This window comes from Bacillus sp. SH7-1 (genome assembly GCF_008042405.1).
Taxonomy (GTDB): domain Bacteria; phylum Bacillota; class Bacilli; order Bacillales; family Bacillaceae_G; genus Bacillus_A; species Bacillus_A thuringiensis_N.
On record NZ_QNUD01000007.1, the window covers coordinates 479,646 to 496,117 of the forward strand.

The window sequence follows — 16,472 nt, forward strand, 5'->3', positions numbered from 1 at the left end:
TTCGACATAAGATATCGATTTACCGACAAATAGTAACATAAATTATTGATCATAATTATATTATGCAAACTTATTGTAGGAGGAAATATCATGAATCGAAAACAACGTATGAAAGAAATAGTGGATCATATTATAAAATTAAATTTAATCCATCCGACAAGAGTTGGAGTAAGCGGTATTACAGCATCAGGAAAAACAACATTTGCAAACGAATTAGCGGAAGAAATAAAAAAACGAGGGTTACCAGTAACACGCGCTAGCATTGACGATTTTCATAACCCAAAAGTGATTCGTTATGCACAAGGTAAAGAATCTGCAAGAGGGTATTATGAAGATGCACACGATTATACAGCTTTCAAAGAAAGACTATTAAAGCCTTTGGGACTTAATGGGAATTTACAGTATGAAACGATTTCTCATAACTTAATAACGGATATTCCAGTATATAATACGCCTATACTCGCTCAACTCAATATGGTACTCATAGTAGATGGAACATTTCTATTGAAAAAAGACATTGAGTATTTATTTGATTACAAAATTTTTGTAGATACAGATTTTGAGATTGCGAGAAAACGTGGTGCGAAGCGGGAGACAGAAGCTTTTGGAAGTTATGAAGAAGCAGAGAAAATGTTTTTGAGCAGGTATCATGCGGCTTGTAAAATGTATATAGATGAGCATAATCCGAAAGAGTGTGCGGATGTTTTATTTCAGAATAGTGATTTAGAAAATCCGGAAGTTATATTTCAAGAGCGAATGTAATACACAATCAAAAGTATATGTATAGCCTTTTATTAATAGTTATAATTCTCGTATAATTATATTAGCTTTAGAAAGTAAAAACGGGGGATAAGGCAATAAAAAAACGAAAAAAGGGGACAGGAAATATAATGAATGAAGTACTAGAATTAAAAGAAGAACTACTACAAATTAAAAATAATAATTATGCTGTACCAGAAGACGTAGATGCATATCCGTATGCGCAGTGGATGCTAGATTATATTGGATCACCTGATGCTGAATTACGTGATGATTTGATTTATAGTACGCTTCATACATGGATTACAAATAATGTGTTTAGACAAAAAGAATTACGAGGATTAATGCTACAAGCAATTAGTCCTGATTATTTATTTTATAAAATTGGTGAAAAGGGTACAGACTCTGTTTTTAAACGTGCATTCTCCGTATTAATTCCACCACTTATTTTATCTGTTCATGAAAGAGAACCGTTGTTATCGGAAGAACAACTGTACAGTGTAGCAGAACAAGTGCTGGAATATGTATATTTAGAAGAAGATGTAAGAGGCTACGTAGAAGGAAAAGGATGGGCACACTCTACTGCACATGCAGCGGATGCGCTCGATGCGTTAGCTCGTACAATACAAAATCGTGAGTTTTCATATGCGATTCTTGCAGCTGTTCGTCAGAAGGTTCGATTGAGTGATTACGTATATGTACACTTTGAGGATGAGAGATTAGTAAAGCCAATTATGTCGTTACATAACCAAAAGCTTTTAACTGAAGAAGAGTGGAGCAACTGGCTACATAGTATAGCAACTGTTGAAGATATCCGACATCCGCAGCATGCTATTTTAGTACAAAATATTAGATCTTTCCTAAGAAGTTTATACTTCAGAGGTTTAGAGGCAGAGGGTAGTACAGCCTTTACAGATGATATATTGGAAACTTTGATGGGTTTGCGTAGGTACTAAAAATACATTTTGCTAAGAGAAAAGCACATAAAACCAACGCTCCTCAACCATACTAATAAAATGTGTTGGAGGTGAGTTTTATGGACAAAAAAGACTTTGAAAAAGTTTATAATGATTATTTACATCAAGGAGAAGAGCAAGCTCAATTTGAAGTAGACCATGAAGGCAATTCAGGGGCAGAACAAATAGTTGCCGTTCGTAAAAATGATGACGGGGATTTAATAGCGTTTAAAACAAGTAGCGGGAGAGAGTTAGATTATATGACTGCCCTTAGTGAAGCAAAATCAGGGAAGTTAGCTCATGTGGACGTATTTCATAAGTATGGAAGAGATATTATACGTAGTGAACCTGATGGAATAAAAGAAAATAACTTAGATAATTTACCTGCATTTTAAACGGGTAAACCTGAAGAAGAGAATGTTCATTTGGATATTCTCTTCTTATCTTTCTCTACAAATAGACGGTTCATTTCTACAGTGCGATCATACTTTTAAAGAGCGCTCTAAATTTTTCTTTATCTTCTGCTGTAAATGGTTTCGGTCCCTTTGTACGTTTACCACTTTTTCGAACCATTGCACTTAAATATCGTGTTTGTAACAATTGTTCAATGTTATCATTCGTATACTTATAGCCTTTATGGTGTAGTACGATACAGCCTTTTGCTAAAGCGAGCGAAGCAAGACCGTAATCTTGTGTTACGATTAAATCTTCTTTTTTTGCTAACTGCATAATTCGGTAATCTGCAGCATCTGCTCCGGAATCAACATATATTGTTTCCACACCTTTTGGCTGTTCCGCATTAGAATAATGAGAAAAGCTAGTAACGAGGGTAACGGGAATTTCTGCCTTCTTAGCTTCAAAAATAATTACATCTTTTACAGGACAAGCATCTGCATCAACGTAAATTTTCATTGGTACCACTCCTATAAATAGGTTCGTGTTGATAATAATGGTAGATTTAGGTTTTGTCAAACGAGAAAACTTTAAATAATGTTATTTTTCACATACCAAAATAGCCTCACGTAAACGAGAAATACCTTCCTCAATTTGATTAATATTCACTTTTCCATAAGATAAACGTATATAACCATCTTTCGCGCCGAAAATACTACCTGGCATAAATGCTATTTCTTGTTTTAAGCTTTGCATAATAAGTTGTTTTTCGTTTATCGGTTCTTTTAATTTTCCCCATATGTATATACCACCAGTAGGATTGGAAAAAGAGATTTTATCATGAAGTTGCTTGTTTAGAGCGCGGACGATAACGTCTCTTTTTTCTGCTAGTTGTTTTCGTAACGGTACGATATGAGACTGAAATGGTACGGTTTCGAAAAATTGCTGCATAAGCCACTGTGGGAATATGCTCATACCTAATTCCATTTGGTGTCGTGCGTCAGATAATCGCTCAACTACAGACTGCGGAGCGACAAGCCAGCCAACTCGAAGACCTGGTGCAATCATCTTTGATAAAGAATGCACATAAATGACAGTTCCATTTTCATCAATCGATTTCAAAGTAGGGCAAGGTTGTTTCTTTTCTAACGTAAGTAAACTAGACGGATCATCTTCAACAATCGCAATTCGTAAGTCTGCACAAAGTGATAATAGTTTTTTTCTACGGTTTGGATGAAGCATCGTCCCCGTAGGGTTTTGGAAATTTGGATTTAAAAAAATCATTTTAATGCGGTGCTTTCTGTATAGCTCTTGTACATCGTCTGGATTAATGCCGTGTTCATCGACAGGTAACGGGAAAATACGAATACCTGCTGATTGGAATAACGGCAGGGAATAACAGTGCGATGGACTTTCAAAAGCGACGGCATCACCGGGATTTAATAAACATTGCACGATAAGGTGCAGTGCTTGTTGAGCGCCGGATGTAATCATAATGGATTGTTCAGTCGCCTCAACTTTTAAATATTCCTTCATATATTTTACGACCGCTTGTCTTAGCGGGAGATAGCCTTGCGGATGATCGTAACTTAATGAATGCGTTAACGGTTGTTCACGTAAAATCGTTTGTAGTTGATCGTGAGGATAAAGATTACAACCGAGTTCTCCATTAGCGAAATCTATAATATTTTCATTTTGTTGTACTTCCGCCCTAATATGGCGAAGTAACGGTAGATTTGGTAAGAAAGTACCACCTTCTACGAAATTTCTCCAGTTCGGCGTTAATGTTGGAGAAACGCCCCACATATGTGTACTCACACGTGTACCTTTACCAGTCGTACTTTCTACAATTCCCATAGCACGTAGCTCATTATAAGCAGTCGTGACTGTACTTCTGTTTACATTTAACTGTGTAGCTAATTTCCGTTCGGAAGGGAGGAAGCTACCTGGAGGAAGTTCTCCATATGTAATACGTTTTTCAATAAAGTCAACAACTTGCTGATAAATAGGGATTTTACTGTCACTATCTAGTTTCCATTCCATAAAAAACGCCTCCGTATCTCTTATATAAATCCAGTATAGCAAATTGGCTGGGTAAAAAAACAGCCAATTGGACGGTGTTATATCCAGCCAATTTTACTATGCTAAATATGGAAGGGGAGATTCGGATGAAAAGATGGCAAATGGAATGGCTCCTAGTATCAGTAGCATTAGTATGGGGAGCAAATTATACAATAGGAAAGTATGGTGTGGCATTTATGTCATCCATTCAATTTAATAGTTTACGATTTTTAGTAGCATCACCGGTATTATTACTTATTACTTTTATGATGGAACGCTCATTACGTATTGAAAGAAAAGATTGGTTACGATTAGTAGCAGTCGGTATCGTTGGAACGACAATGTATCAAACGATGTTTATGCTATCTGTGAAATATACTTCAGCAACGAACGCCTCATTATTAATTGCGATGTCACCTATATTTACAGGGATATTAGCAGTATTGCACAAACAAGAACGTTTTTCGATGAAAGTACAAATTGGTTCAATAGTAGCCTTTTTTGGTGCAGCATTCGTTTTATTAACAGGGCATACGGGAGGAGCTACCTACGAGTATGCATGGCTTGGAAATATAATTGGATTAGTCGCAGCAATTGCTTGGGGATGGTATCCAATTTTAGCACAACCTCTTATTAAGAAATACTCCGCAATGAGAGTTACATCTTGGTCTACTTTAATTGGAATTGTACCTCTCGTTATATACTGTTTATTCAACGTAAACACATTAACGTGGCCAGTAGATACGCCAAGCTGGGGATCTCTAGCATATTCAATCATTTTTGCGACCATCTTTGGGCTAGCAATGTGGTATGTTGGTATTAGTCAAATAGGTTCAACGAAAGTAATGGTTTATATGTATCTTGTGCCATTGTTCGCAGTTATTTTTGCGGCAGTAACAATAGGGGAGCAAATCAATATGATGCAACTCGTTGGCGGACTTATAATCTTTATCGGTTTATATGTTGTAAAAAAAGGCGGAATCAAAAAAACAGCTCTCAATTTGAAAAAAGTAAGTTAACAGTAAAAAAGATCTCTGTCATATTGAAGGAGATCCTTTTTGTTTTCGTAATAAAAGAGCTTGTTCAATGGCCCATCTTTGATGATCGTGAATGAGAAGCCCTACAGCATGTAAAGGAGACATCCACCTTAAAACATGATCCTCCTCGCAGCTTTCAGTTTGTTTCTGCACCATGTTCGCAATATAAAAGAACCCATCATTTAAATAATATGTATCTTCCTTTTCCGCATAAAAATATCGCGCTGCATTACCAATATACTGTTCAATTTCAATTGCCCATCCTAATTCCTCTAGTAATTCACGATGTAAACATTCTTCTTTTGTTTCATTACCTTCCATACCACCACCAGGTAAAAAATAATGGTTTCCTTTTTGGATAGCAGCAATCTTTGAAGAAGAATTAAAAATAATCGCATAACAACTAGGTCGTAATACATATTGTTCAGTAGGCTTTTTATAACCAAAAGTAAGTTTAGACATCATAAAACACCTCATTTCTCTATAAAATACATAAAAGGAATATTAAGGTAAGAACAGGATTATATAAGTATAATCTTATGAGATTGGAGTGATACCAAAATGATAAATCGAAAATGTTCAAGGTGTAAAGAGATAACAGGTAAGATGCACGGTGGTAAAAAAATTAAGGAAGAATTTCTATGTGAAGACTGTTTGCAAAAAGGAATTGCGAGTGGAGAAATCGAATTATCACAAGTGGAAGAAAAGAAAACTTCTTATCTTTCTATAAAGATATTGAAAATAATGAGTGTGATTTATTTAATAGGATCTATTTTAATGGCTTTTTCTGCTGGATCTCTTATACATGACCCAGGATTTGGGGAAGTATCAATTTCAGGATCAGGTGCAGTTGGTGTTATTATTATTGGATCCATATTCCAGTCTGTACTTGTATTTTGCGGTATTTGGGTATTCATCCTATTAGTAGAAACAGTCATTAAAATTTATGAAAAAATGAAGTAAGTGAGAGGGAGAAACACATGCGAGTAAGAAACATACAAGGGGAAGATTATGTAAAGATTCATTCTGTTTTAAATGATTGGTGGGGCGGGAGAGACATGGCTGCCTTGTTGCCAAAATTGTTCTTCGTTCACTTTCAAGAAACGAGTTTTATTATTGAAGAAGAGGGAGAGACGTTAGGTTTCTTATGCGGATTCTTTTCCCAAACGCATAAAGAGGAAGCGTACGTTCATTTTATTGGAGTAAATCCGAAGTATAGAAGAAGAGGAATCGCATCGACATTGTATTCTTATTTCTTCGATGTCGCTCGTGCAAATAATCGTAAAGTTGTAAAAGCAATCACATCACCAATTAATAAAAAATCGATATTATTTCATCAAGAAGTAGGTTTTCGAATTGAGGCTGGGGATGATGAGGTAGAGGGTGTATCGGTACATACAAATTATGATGGGAACGGCGGGAGTAGAGTATTATTTTTGAAACATGTGTAGGGAAATAAGCTTTACCTAAACGCACTGAGTTAAATATATATGAAAATGTTATCAGTTGCATGAAAAATGACTAACTTTGTTAGTTTAATAGAATCTAGTATGATAGTCGAAAGGAATTTCCGTAACATAATTCCATCTAAAAAAGAGGGATCTATATGAATTTTGAGAGGGATAGATATTTTTTACAGATGGCATTGGAAGAAGCTGAAAAGGCATTAAAAGAAAACACATATCCAGTAGGAGCAGTTATTGTTGATGGAAATAATAATGTCATTGCAAGAGGAAGGAATAGAGTGCATCCAGAAAAAGACATAACAGCTCACGCAGAGATAGACGCTATTCGCAATGCAGGGGAAGCAATGTTTGATGCAAAAATAAAAAATGAGAAGTTTACTATTTATAGCACGTTGGAACCGTGTCCAATGTGTACAGGTGGTATTTTATTTGCGAAAATACAGAGAGTAGTCTGGTTGCTAAATGATGACTTAGGTTTTGGTGGATATAAAAAGATAAAAAATGCTTTAGTTTTCGAAGGGAAATTTAATAAAATCGACATGGTGGAAGAACCATTTGAAGACTTAAAAACAAGACAAAAAGAACTTATGAGACAATGGGAGCTAAATCCCAATAATATTATTAACTTGCGAAGAGCTATAAAAAAATAGTTGTTTCTTTAAATTAAATTGGGATACCGCCATATTACCATCAACTTAAAAAAATATATAGTGAAATTATATCAATTTAACAATAAAATATGGAAGAACCTATTACGAATAGAAAGCCGTCCTAAAGTATTCTAGGATGGTTCTTTTTGTTGTGAGGAGCTAGAAGTATGGAGAATAAACAAAGTAGAAATGAGTATGTAAGACGCATACATACAGTTCAAGATTATATAGAATCCAACATAGATAGTTCACTATCCATTGAAGAGCTAGCCGATGTAGCAGGATTTTCAAAGTTTCATTTTCATAGAATTTTTAAAGGAATAGTAGACGAGCCGTTATCTCGGTATGTGAATCGCTTGAAGTTAGAAAGGGCAACACATCTACTTACATACCGAGCGGATATGACGATTACGGATATCGCTTACCATTTTGGTTTCACAGATTCAGCAGTTTTCTCCCGTACATTTAAAAATTATTACGGAGTAAGTCCATCTCAATATCGAAACGACAATAGCAAGAATTGCAAAGACGTAAGCGGAACTTCTCAATACAATGAGTGTAAGAAGGTTCGAGGTAATGTTGAAATTGTAACAGCGGATGATATAAACGTCGCATACATAAGACATATCGGTACATATGAAGAGTTAACTAGAGCTTTTCCGAAAATGATAGAAAAACTATTTCATTACGCAGCTAAGCAAAACTATCATGTATTTGAGGATACGAAAGTATTAACCATTTACCACGATCATCATGAATTTACTGAGGATTATCATTTAAGAACAAGTCTATGTGTAACCATTTCAGATGAATCCACAGTAGAAACGAACGACGTTGGAATAATGGTAATACCTTCTGGAAAGTATGCGATAGGTCACTTCGAAATACGCCAAGATGAATACAAGGGTGCATGGGATTTTTTATATGGTGAATGGCTACCAAATAGCGGATATAAACCGAGGGATGCGTATCCTTTTGAAATGTATAAAAATGACCCAAAGCAGCATCCAAAGCATAAACATATAGTTGATATATATGTACCTATCGAACCTTTTTAATTATAGGTTAAAGGGGAAGGAATAATGAAAACTGCTGAAAAGTTAGATCAGATTATAAAAGAAGAATATGAAAATGTTAATGGTATGTTAGTAGTACAGAAAGGTAATGTTATTTTCGAAAACTATTATAAAGGTCACGGTCCAAATGATACATTTCATATAGCGTCAGTTACAAAAACAATTATTTCTGCGTTAATTGGGCTATGTGTAGATAAAGGGTATATAAAAAGTGTTGATCAAAAAGTAATAGAATTTTTCCCTGAATATAAACTTAAGGCATCTGAAGTAACAGTGCGACACCTACTTACAATGACAGCTCCATATCCTTTTGTAGACTGGCAGGAACCGTTAGAAGAATTATGTACGCAAGAGGATTGGGTACAGTATACACTTAATAGAATGGGGAATGGTGGAAAAATCGGATCTTTTAAATACTCATCTGCAGGAACTCATGTACTATCAGCAATCATAACGAGCGCAACAGGAAAAAGTGCCCGTGAATTTGCGAATGAATACTTATTTCAGCCACTTAGCATGAGAGAAATTCCAAACTACAATATGAAAGCATTTGGATTTGATGACTTATTTGGAAAAGATGTAAAGGGATGGGTTCATGATCCAAATGGTATTTCGACGGGCGGCTGGGGACTAACGTTAACAGTTAAAGATATGGCTAATTTTGGACAGCTGTATTTGAATGAAGGTATTTATAAGGGAAAACAAATATTAGCAAAATCATGGATAAAAGAATCGACAACAATGAACCAAAATCAATATGGTTACTTATGGTGGTTACGAGAAGAGGAGGGAATCTTTTCATACTGTGCAATGGGCGATGGTGGGAATGTGATTTGCTGCGTACCAGAGAAGGAGTTGGTGGTAGTGATTGCTTCTGAGGTTATACCGAATGCAGGGGATAGATGGAAGTTAATTAAAGAGTGCATATTTCCTTATTTAAAAGATTAATATGGCTATTTTTATAAAAATAAGACTAAAAGGTTTAGTTATACTTGTTATATTCTCCATGATTGAAATAAGTGTTGTGAGAACAAAGTTGTTCAACTATAGTTAGAAAACTTCAACACCTATACGATTATTGAATAATTGCAAGGTGTTGAAGTGCTTTATAATTTGTTTAGGTACTTTTAACTATTTTTTAACTTTTCGATGTATTAGATACATCATGCCAAACACAATTACGAGCAAGATAAATTTAATTAATTCCATTAGGCTAATATCCCATCTTGTTTCTACTCCATCTGTTAAATAAAATACATTAAACATACCATGTAAAATTGCGGGTGTTATCACAGAACGGCTATACTCTCTCGTATACGTCAAAATTATAGATAATATAAATAATAACGAGAGATAGCTTAATATACCTACAAACCATAATTCATAGTTTTTATAAAAGATTGATACTGGTAAATGCCATAAAGACCAAAGCGATGCAGTCATGATTGCTGTTTGTTTTAATGAATATTTTTTTCGTAAATGGTAATGAAAATTTCCACGCCATATGATTTCTTCTAAAAATGCAGATAAAGCAGCAATTGTAAGACCAATGAGTAGGAGAAACCCTAATTCATTACAATGATTAAATAAGAATTTTATATTATAAATATAAAAATAGAAATGCAGACATAGCCCTAGAAGTATTGGGAATAAAATGGAGAAAATCAAAGTTCTTATTTTTGGACGTGAAATTCCAAATGTATGAACTATTTTTTGTTTCTTATATAATTTCTGATATAAAATAGCAGCTAAAAGCGGAATAACCATCGTAAACCCTAAATAATTACGACCATTTTCTATGTTCAGTAAGATGATATATACAAGCGATGTAAGGCAATACATACATAATGTTGAATGATAAACTATGTTACTATTTATATTTTTCACCTACTTACATGTATAAGTGATTAATCAAATATCCGATATTTTAATTATATATGAAATGGAAATTACATATGTTGAACTTGTAGAAAAAGTTAGACTAACCCCGTAACTTTTCACAACAAAAAATCGTTTAACAAAAGAAAGGATTATTAATCATGAATGGGGGGGAACCATGAAAATTCTAATTCTAGGTGGTACACGATTTTTAGGCAGAGCATTTGTAGAAGAGGCTTTGAACAGAGGGCATGAAGTTACATTATTTAACCGCGGAACAAACAAAGAAATCTTTCCTGAAGTGGAGCATCTTATCGGTGACAGAAATGGTGATGTATCAAGTTTAGAAAATCGAAAATGGTATGTTGTCGTGGATACATGTGGGTTTTCTCCGCATCACATTAGAAATGTTGGAGAAGTACTTAAAGATAATATTGAACACTATATATTCATCTCAAGCCTTTCCGTATATAAAGATTGGATTCCGCATGCCATAAAAGAAGATTATATATTACAGCCCGAACCAACGGATGATCAAATAAAGGCTGTAGAGAATGGTGAAGTTTCACCTTATGAGTATTATGGTGCACTGAAAGTATTATGTGAAAAAGAAGCAGAGAAGTATTGGCCGGGGCGTGTGTTACATGTAAGAGCAGGACTTCTTTCAGGAATGTTTGATTATACTGATAGGCTTCCATACTGGATTCAGCGTGTAGCAAAAGGAGGTAAAGTATTAGTACCAGGAAGAAAAGACCGTCCAGTGCAGATAGTTGATATAAAAGATGTCGCAAGATTTGGACTCGACATGGCAGAAAATAATAAAGCAGGAACATTTAATATAACAGGTCCGAATTATAAATTGACGATGGAAGAACTATTAAATACGTGTAAAAAAGTTACGAAAAGCGATGCCGAATTCGTCTGGGTAGATGAATCATTTATGAAAGAACATAAAGTGCATCCTTGGACAGAAATGCCGTTATGGCTTCCCGAAACTTTTTCATTAGAAGGTGAAACGAAGCCATGGAAAGGTGGGTTTTCTATTTGTGTCGAGAATGCTGTTAAAGAAGGGCTTACTTTTAGAAGATTAGAAAATACTGTTACAGACGTGTGTATGTGGATGAAGGGGATGGAAGATAGGGAATTAAAAGCAGGTATTTCAGTTGAAAGGGAGGGAGTATTATTAGAGAAGTGGTATAAAGAAGGGTAGACTAGTAGAGTAATTTTAGAATGATTTGATTTTAAGGGATGGTATCATTTATTGTATATATTCTATAAATTACTAAAATATATTAGTTATTATGATTATAAAAGCGCACACTTATCCATAGCGAAAGTGTGCGCTTTTCCTTATTTATATTGTGATGGTGAAATATGGTCTATCCATAATATGCCATCGTATTGTTCAATCGGCTTCAAAATCTCTTCGAATTCTTTTAGACCCCAGTGTCTTGCGGTAGTAGGAGTAAACATCCAAGATGTTTCAGGCCGATTGCTTTCTCCTTTTAAATCAACAAATACATTAGAATTTTGAGATTTCCTTAATATATTCTCGATACTTTGTTCAGCGTGGTCTGTATCTATAGGGACTATTTTATTAAGGTTACTACTATCCCAACTCTTTCCGCTATATGCATATACGCCAATTGTATACATTTGATCTTTTATCCGTTGAGGTAAATAATCAATCATATTTGGCGCTTTAAAATTGTATTGTTGGGATTTGGTCCAATCAAGTATCATTTTTGAATTTTGTTTTCGGATATGATAGTTATGTCCCCATACAATGATTTTTTTATTTTTGTATTGAATATCACTTAACCAAGCTAAAGCTTGTCCCATCTTTTGATCTCGAATATAAAATGATAGATCTGTAGGTTTAAAGTTTGTTGGATAAATAAAGTTTTTTTCTTTTACAGCAGCATCTTGGAGTGTTTTGATTGTATCAATGCGTATACTAATAGTCTTTTCTAATAGATTTACATCGTATGTGTTTGATGGAGCTATCTTATTTAATTCGGCTTTATATTGTTGAATAAACGTTTTAATTTTTTCATATTTCGCTATTACTTGCTGAACTTCCGCTTTATATTGTTCGTATGGGTACTTATTATCTTTAGATTCAATTTTTTCCTCAATATTAAGTAATTCTGTATGAGCCTTTTCTATATCATTAGCAATTTCAGGATTGATTTTTTCTAACCATTCTTTTGCAAACTCAGGGAAATAAGAATACCATCTGAATTGAGCATCAAACCCTGTTAGTATAAGAGGTGTTCCTTTTTCTTTTTGATCTTTTAAATATTGAAATAGCTCTAAAATTTCTTCGGTATGCCAAACACCGTATAAAGATTTTTTCATGGCCTGCAAAGCATTTAATTGATCGAGGTTTTGATTTACAGCATTTGCTTCCGCAAATCCTGTTTCAAATGCAATAACATCATATCCCATTTCTTCATGTAAATACTTAATCATACGTACTTTTGATTGATTTATTTCCTTAGCCCCATGTGTACTTTCACCAAGTAGAACAATGCGTTTATCCTGTACTTTTTCTTTTAAAAAGAATAAATCTTCATTTGTCTGTGCATTTGGTTCGTTTAATTTTTGTGCATTTTCCTTTATCCACTCTTCCCATTTTGGCTGATCTTTTGGTTTCTCTTCAGCAGAAATCACAGATGTAAATGCTGTAAAAGCAAGAAGAGAAGTAATCATTCCTATTTTCCATTTAGTAAACACATATTTCCCCCCATGAAACAATATTGTTTTTAACCGCGGTAGATATATCCAAAAATCTACTGTTCTTCCACATATTTATATTAATTGATAATAATAAAAGAAACAATATAAAAAATTAAGAATATTCAACCTGTTATTGTATGATATAGAATATTATTTTTATTTATTACAATTGATTAGTTAATAAAAACTAACGAACCAATAGTTAGAATAGTGGTTTTTATCAAAAAATATTGAAAGATATAAGTGGATTTAGTAATCTTAATTTATTAATAATAGTGTGCAATTAGGTAAAGTGCTTGTGAAAATAGTTTTTTTATTGAACTTACTTTTAATTACAATTGTTTTATCTCTTAATCCAAAACTATATAAAGGTGGTAAAAAGATAGTGGATCTTACATTCAAAGTTGAGGAAACATGTTTTAATTACCGAGTCGGGGCAATTTGTAGACAAGGTAATAAAATTTTGATTCTGCAAGGTGACGGTGAAGATTTTTGGTACGTACCAGGCGGAAGAGTGAAAATGTTAGAAAACAGTGAGGATGCGTTACAACGAGAACTTGCAGAAGAACTAGCTGTTCCTATTAAAGGGAAGAAATTAATATGGTCAGTAGAAAATTTCTTTACACTTTCGGAGCGGAAGTTTCATGAAATTAGTTTCTACTATGAAGTAGAGCTACATGAGTTACCTGCAAATGGAGCGGATCAATATATTTTGGAAGAAGAGGGTAGAACGTATTTGTTTAAGTGGGTGCCGGTAGAAGAGTTACATGCATATAATTTACAGCCTGCATTTATAAAAGAGAAAGTAAAGGATATAGCAGTACATACAGAACATATCGTTTTACAAAAATAAACGTATTCGGAGGGAAAAAGGGTGAAGGGGACTAAAAAAGAGGTACATATAAATGACAAAGTAATTCGTTACACACATATCGAAAAAGGTTCTAGTACGGTTTGCTTTATGTTTTCAGGTTCAGGATACAATTACGATAAGCCGTTATTTTATTACGCGACGATGCTTATGCTTGAACATAAAATTGATGTTGTACATATTCATTACTCTTACGACGAACAGGTAATGAATAAACCAATAGAAGAACTAACGAAAGTAATGATGGATGATATTTATCCTATAATGAATGAAGTATTAAAAGGTGAGCAATACAACGAGACTTTGTTTTTAGGGAAGTCACTCGGAACGATTCCGATTGCAAATGATGTAATGAAGAGAGAAGAGTTTTTACAGTCAAAAATGATACTACTTACACCTTTACTAACATTTGAATCTATTTTCGACTCCATTTTACATAGTCAACACGAAGGGCTTTTAGTTATTGGGGATAAAGATCATCAATATAATGCAGATCAAGTTAAGCAGTTATATAAAACGAATTTAACAATCGATGTTATCAAAAATGCAAATCATTCTGTAAATGTGGGGGGATATGAAACAGGTAATTCAATTGAAGCGATAGCAAATATAATGAGAAAACTGAAAGAAACAATAAGCACAATTAAAGTTGAATTATAATTGTTCTGATACATACAAAAAGAGGTGCTTCATGCACCTCTTTTTATGTTGGAATTAACGAAACTCTGTATGACGAAATGTTTCTTTTCCCTCTAATAATGTCAGTAAAATTTTCGTTTTATGGATATCCTGTTTTGGAATTTTAAATAAGTTTTTGTCTAATACAACGAGGTCTGCTTTTTTGCCGACTTTAATAGATCCAGTTTCTTTCTCTAAAAAATTGGCGTAGGCTCCATTTATAGTATAAGTCTTAATCATTTCTGCTAAACTTACTTTTTCTTTTGGGTTTAAAGCGTTTTGTGAATTTGTATCTTGTAAACTTGTACGAGTAATCCCCATTTGAATGCCAGCTAGAGGGGAGAAGTATGGTCCTTGTGTAATGGGATAATCACTAGAAGAAGCCATAACAACACCTTTATTTATGAAACTTCGCATAGGATATTGTTCATTTGCACGATCTTCTCCTAATAATTCGACAGCTTGTGCAAAGTATTCTCCGTCTTTAATAAACCACGTTGGTTGTGGAACACCAATGACACCTAAATCTTTAAAACGATTTATATCATTTTCTTTTACTAATTGTAGATGTGTAATCTTATGGCGACTATCCCGTTTTCCGTTTTGTTTTTGAGCGATAGCTAACGTATTTAATGTTTCTGTAGTGGCAGCATCACCGATAGAGTGGATATGAACTTGGAACTTCTCTTTGTCTAATGTTTGAACCATTTGTTCAAATGCTGGTTTTTCCCAAACAGGAACGCCATAATAGTTTGGTTTATTGTTATATGGTTCATGTAAGTAGGCAGTTCCGCCTTCAAGTACACCATCCATAAATAATTTGACCGCATTCATTTTTACAAGTGGACCTTTTAATTTAGCACGCTGTTCCTTTACATATGGAATACGCTCTAGACCTTCATTTGGTTGTATCGTTAACGTAAGATTATGTCTAATAGATAATGCTCGTTCTTTCTCGAGTATTGTTAGTGCTTCAATGACAGTATCTTGCTGCGGAACAACAACATCATTTACTTGTGTATATCCATTGCTCGCTGCGAGTTGTTGGAAAGTTTTTAAACCTTCTTTATACTGCTCCGTATTGTACTTTGGTAATTTGTCTAAAACAAGATTTGTTGCGGTATCACGAAGCGTGCCGGACGGTTCACCATTTTCATTTCGTTCAATTACGCCGCCGTTAGGATTTGGAGAATCTTTTGTAATTTCAGCAATCTCAAGTGCTTTAGAGTTTGCCCAAACGGAATGATAATCCTCGGAAATTAAAGCGACAGGAATGTCTTTCACAACAGCATCTAATAAATCTTTTGTCGGACCAGATGATGAGAAGAGGGTATTGCTCCAACCAGCCCCATGAATAACTTTTACATCACTATGTTCTTTCCTATACTGTTCAACTGCCTGAACATATTCATCAATGGTTCTAGCATTTGCTAAGTCAACAGAATAAAGAGAGTTTACCGTTTCGGATGCGTGGAGATGGCTATCAACAAATCCTGGAAGTAACATTTTTCCCTCTAAATCAATGATCTTTGTATTCTTATTCTTGTATTTTTTTGCACCTTTCGTATTACCCACATAAATAATTTTCCCATTTTTAATCGCAACTGCTTCTGCCCAAGGCTGCTTTGCTTCTACCGTATAGACATTTCCATTAATAAAAATGGTGTCTGCTAGTTTTGTAGTGTCTTTTTTTGCCTGTTCAAATCCTGTTAACATAAAAAGTATAGTGAGACTAATGAAAATAGAAATAAACTTTTTCAATGTATCAACCCCAATTCTCTATAATTTGATTTTGCTTTGCTACTTTCATATACAGAAGTTCGATAGACGGAAATTCAAATCCTATGAAGCGAAGCCCGCTAATTATAGGAATATTACTTTTCGTTTTCCTATAATTAGCGGATA

General features: G+C 34.2%; 18 protein-coding genes. 12 read left to right on the plus strand and 6 right to left on the minus strand.

The window, feature by feature from the left end; genetic code table 11:
* Positions 1–90: 90 nt before the first annotated feature.
* From DN390_RS08720 to DN390_RS08730, 3 genes are all read left to right on the plus strand, one after another.
* Positions 91–762, plus strand: coding sequence for a nucleoside/nucleotide kinase family protein (locus DN390_RS08720; protein WP_147807145.1), 672 nt, complete (start codon positions 91–93; stop codon positions 760–762).
* A gap of 128 nt (positions 763–890) precedes the next feature.
* Entirely contained in the window at positions 891–1,715 is an 825-nt protein-coding gene (locus tag DN390_RS08725) for a DUF2785 domain-containing protein (RefSeq protein ID WP_147807146.1), read from the plus strand.
* 80 nt (positions 1,716–1,795) lie between these two features.
* Positions 1,796–2,110 (plus strand): DUF3892 domain-containing protein, encoded by a 315-nt coding sequence (locus DN390_RS08730; RefSeq protein WP_060631374.1) that lies wholly within the window; start codon positions 1,796–1,798, stop codon positions 2,108–2,110.
* 76 nt (positions 2,111–2,186) lie between these two features.
* On the opposite strand, the gene DN390_RS08735 is transcribed toward DN390_RS08730, so the two are convergent.
* Together DN390_RS08735 and pdxR are read right to left on the minus strand one after the other, a co-directional pair.
* Positions 2,187–2,627: a YaiI/YqxD family protein gene (locus DN390_RS08735; RefSeq protein ID WP_060631373.1), complete on the minus strand. Its 441-nt coding sequence runs from the start codon at positions 2,625–2,627 to the stop codon at positions 2,187–2,189.
* Positions 2,628–2,708: 81 nt separating this feature from the next.
* On the minus strand, positions 2,709–4,151 hold the full coding sequence (gene pdxR / locus DN390_RS08740) for a MocR-like pyridoxine biosynthesis transcription factor PdxR (RefSeq protein WP_147807147.1): 1,443 nt from the start codon (positions 4,149–4,151) through the stop codon (positions 2,709–2,711).
* Between the two features lie 125 nt (positions 4,152–4,276).
* Between pdxR and DN390_RS08745 the strand changes: the two genes are divergently transcribed.
* Positions 4,277–5,188: a DMT family transporter gene (locus tag DN390_RS08745; protein WP_147807148.1), complete on the plus strand. Its 912-nt coding sequence runs from the start codon at positions 4,277–4,279 to the stop codon at positions 5,186–5,188.
* A gap of 18 nt (positions 5,189–5,206) precedes the next feature.
* Here DN390_RS08745 and DN390_RS08750 read toward each other — a convergent pair whose 3' ends face one another.
* Positions 5,207–5,671 carry an NUDIX hydrolase gene (locus tag DN390_RS08750; RefSeq protein ID WP_147807149.1) on the minus strand — a complete coding sequence of 155 codons (465 nt, stop codon included), beginning with the start codon at positions 5,669–5,671 and terminating at the stop codon, positions 5,207–5,209.
* Positions 5,672–5,767: 96 nt separating this feature from the next.
* Here DN390_RS08750 and DN390_RS08755 point away from each other — a divergent pair, with 96 nt between their 5' ends.
* The 5 genes from DN390_RS08755 (at position 5,768) to DN390_RS08775 (ending at position 9,346) form a co-directional block, all read left to right on the plus strand.
* The gene (locus DN390_RS08755) at positions 5,768–6,169 is read left to right on the plus strand and encodes a DUF3980 domain-containing protein (protein WP_147807150.1); all 402 of its coding nucleotides are present in this window, start codon (positions 5,768–5,770) and stop codon (positions 6,167–6,169) included.
* Positions 6,170–6,186: 17 nt separating this feature from the next.
* Positions 6,187–6,657: a GNAT family N-acetyltransferase gene (locus DN390_RS08760; RefSeq protein WP_147807151.1), complete on the plus strand. Its 471-nt coding sequence runs from the start codon at positions 6,187–6,189 to the stop codon at positions 6,655–6,657.
* A 155-nt stretch (positions 6,658–6,812) separates the two neighbouring features.
* Positions 6,813–7,322 (plus strand): nucleoside deaminase, encoded by a 510-nt coding sequence (locus DN390_RS08765; RefSeq protein WP_147807152.1) that lies wholly within the window; start codon positions 6,813–6,815, stop codon positions 7,320–7,322.
* A 167-nt stretch (positions 7,323–7,489) separates the two neighbouring features.
* Positions 7,490–8,380: an AraC family transcriptional regulator gene (locus DN390_RS08770; RefSeq protein WP_147807153.1), complete on the plus strand. Its 891-nt coding sequence runs from the start codon at positions 7,490–7,492 to the stop codon at positions 8,378–8,380.
* Positions 8,381–8,404: 24 nt separating this feature from the next.
* Positions 8,405–9,346, plus strand: a complete 942-nt coding sequence (locus DN390_RS08775) for a serine hydrolase domain-containing protein (protein ID WP_147807154.1) — start codon at positions 8,405–8,407, stop codon at positions 9,344–9,346.
* A gap of 183 nt (positions 9,347–9,529) precedes the next feature.
* Here the strand turns inward: DN390_RS08775 and DN390_RS08780 are convergent, their stop codons facing one another.
* Positions 9,530–10,285 carry a CPBP family intramembrane glutamic endopeptidase gene (locus tag DN390_RS08780; protein ID WP_147807155.1) on the minus strand — a complete coding sequence of 252 codons (756 nt, stop codon included), beginning with the start codon at positions 10,283–10,285 and terminating at the stop codon, positions 9,530–9,532.
* Between the two features lie 169 nt (positions 10,286–10,454).
* Here DN390_RS08780 and DN390_RS08785 point away from each other — a divergent pair, with 169 nt between their 5' ends.
* Positions 10,455–11,486, plus strand: a complete 1,032-nt coding sequence (locus DN390_RS08785; RefSeq protein WP_147807156.1) for an SDR family oxidoreductase — start codon at positions 10,455–10,457, stop codon at positions 11,484–11,486.
* A 140-nt stretch (positions 11,487–11,626) separates the two neighbouring features.
* Here DN390_RS08785 and DN390_RS08790 read toward each other — a convergent pair whose 3' ends face one another.
* The gene (locus DN390_RS08790; RefSeq protein WP_147807157.1) at positions 11,627–13,015 is read right to left on the minus strand and encodes an erythromycin esterase family protein; all 1,389 of its coding nucleotides are present in this window, start codon (positions 13,013–13,015) and stop codon (positions 11,627–11,629) included.
* A 388-nt stretch (positions 13,016–13,403) separates the two neighbouring features.
* Here DN390_RS08790 and DN390_RS08795 point away from each other — a divergent pair, with 388 nt between their 5' ends.
* A complete protein-coding gene (locus DN390_RS08795; RefSeq protein ID WP_147807195.1) occupies positions 13,404–13,871 on the plus strand; it encodes an NUDIX hydrolase in 468 nt (155 codons plus the stop codon).
* A gap of 21 nt (positions 13,872–13,892) precedes the next feature.
* Positions 13,893–14,549 carry a hypothetical protein gene (locus tag DN390_RS08800; protein WP_060631362.1) on the plus strand — a complete coding sequence of 219 codons (657 nt, stop codon included), beginning with the start codon at positions 13,893–13,895 and terminating at the stop codon, positions 14,547–14,549.
* A gap of 54 nt (positions 14,550–14,603) precedes the next feature.
* Here the strand turns inward: DN390_RS08800 and DN390_RS08805 are convergent, their stop codons facing one another.
* The gene (locus DN390_RS08805; RefSeq protein ID WP_147807196.1) at positions 14,604–16,283 is read right to left on the minus strand and encodes an amidohydrolase; all 1,680 of its coding nucleotides are present in this window, start codon (positions 16,281–16,283) and stop codon (positions 14,604–14,606) included.
* Between the last annotated feature and the right edge of the window lie 189 nt (positions 16,284–16,472).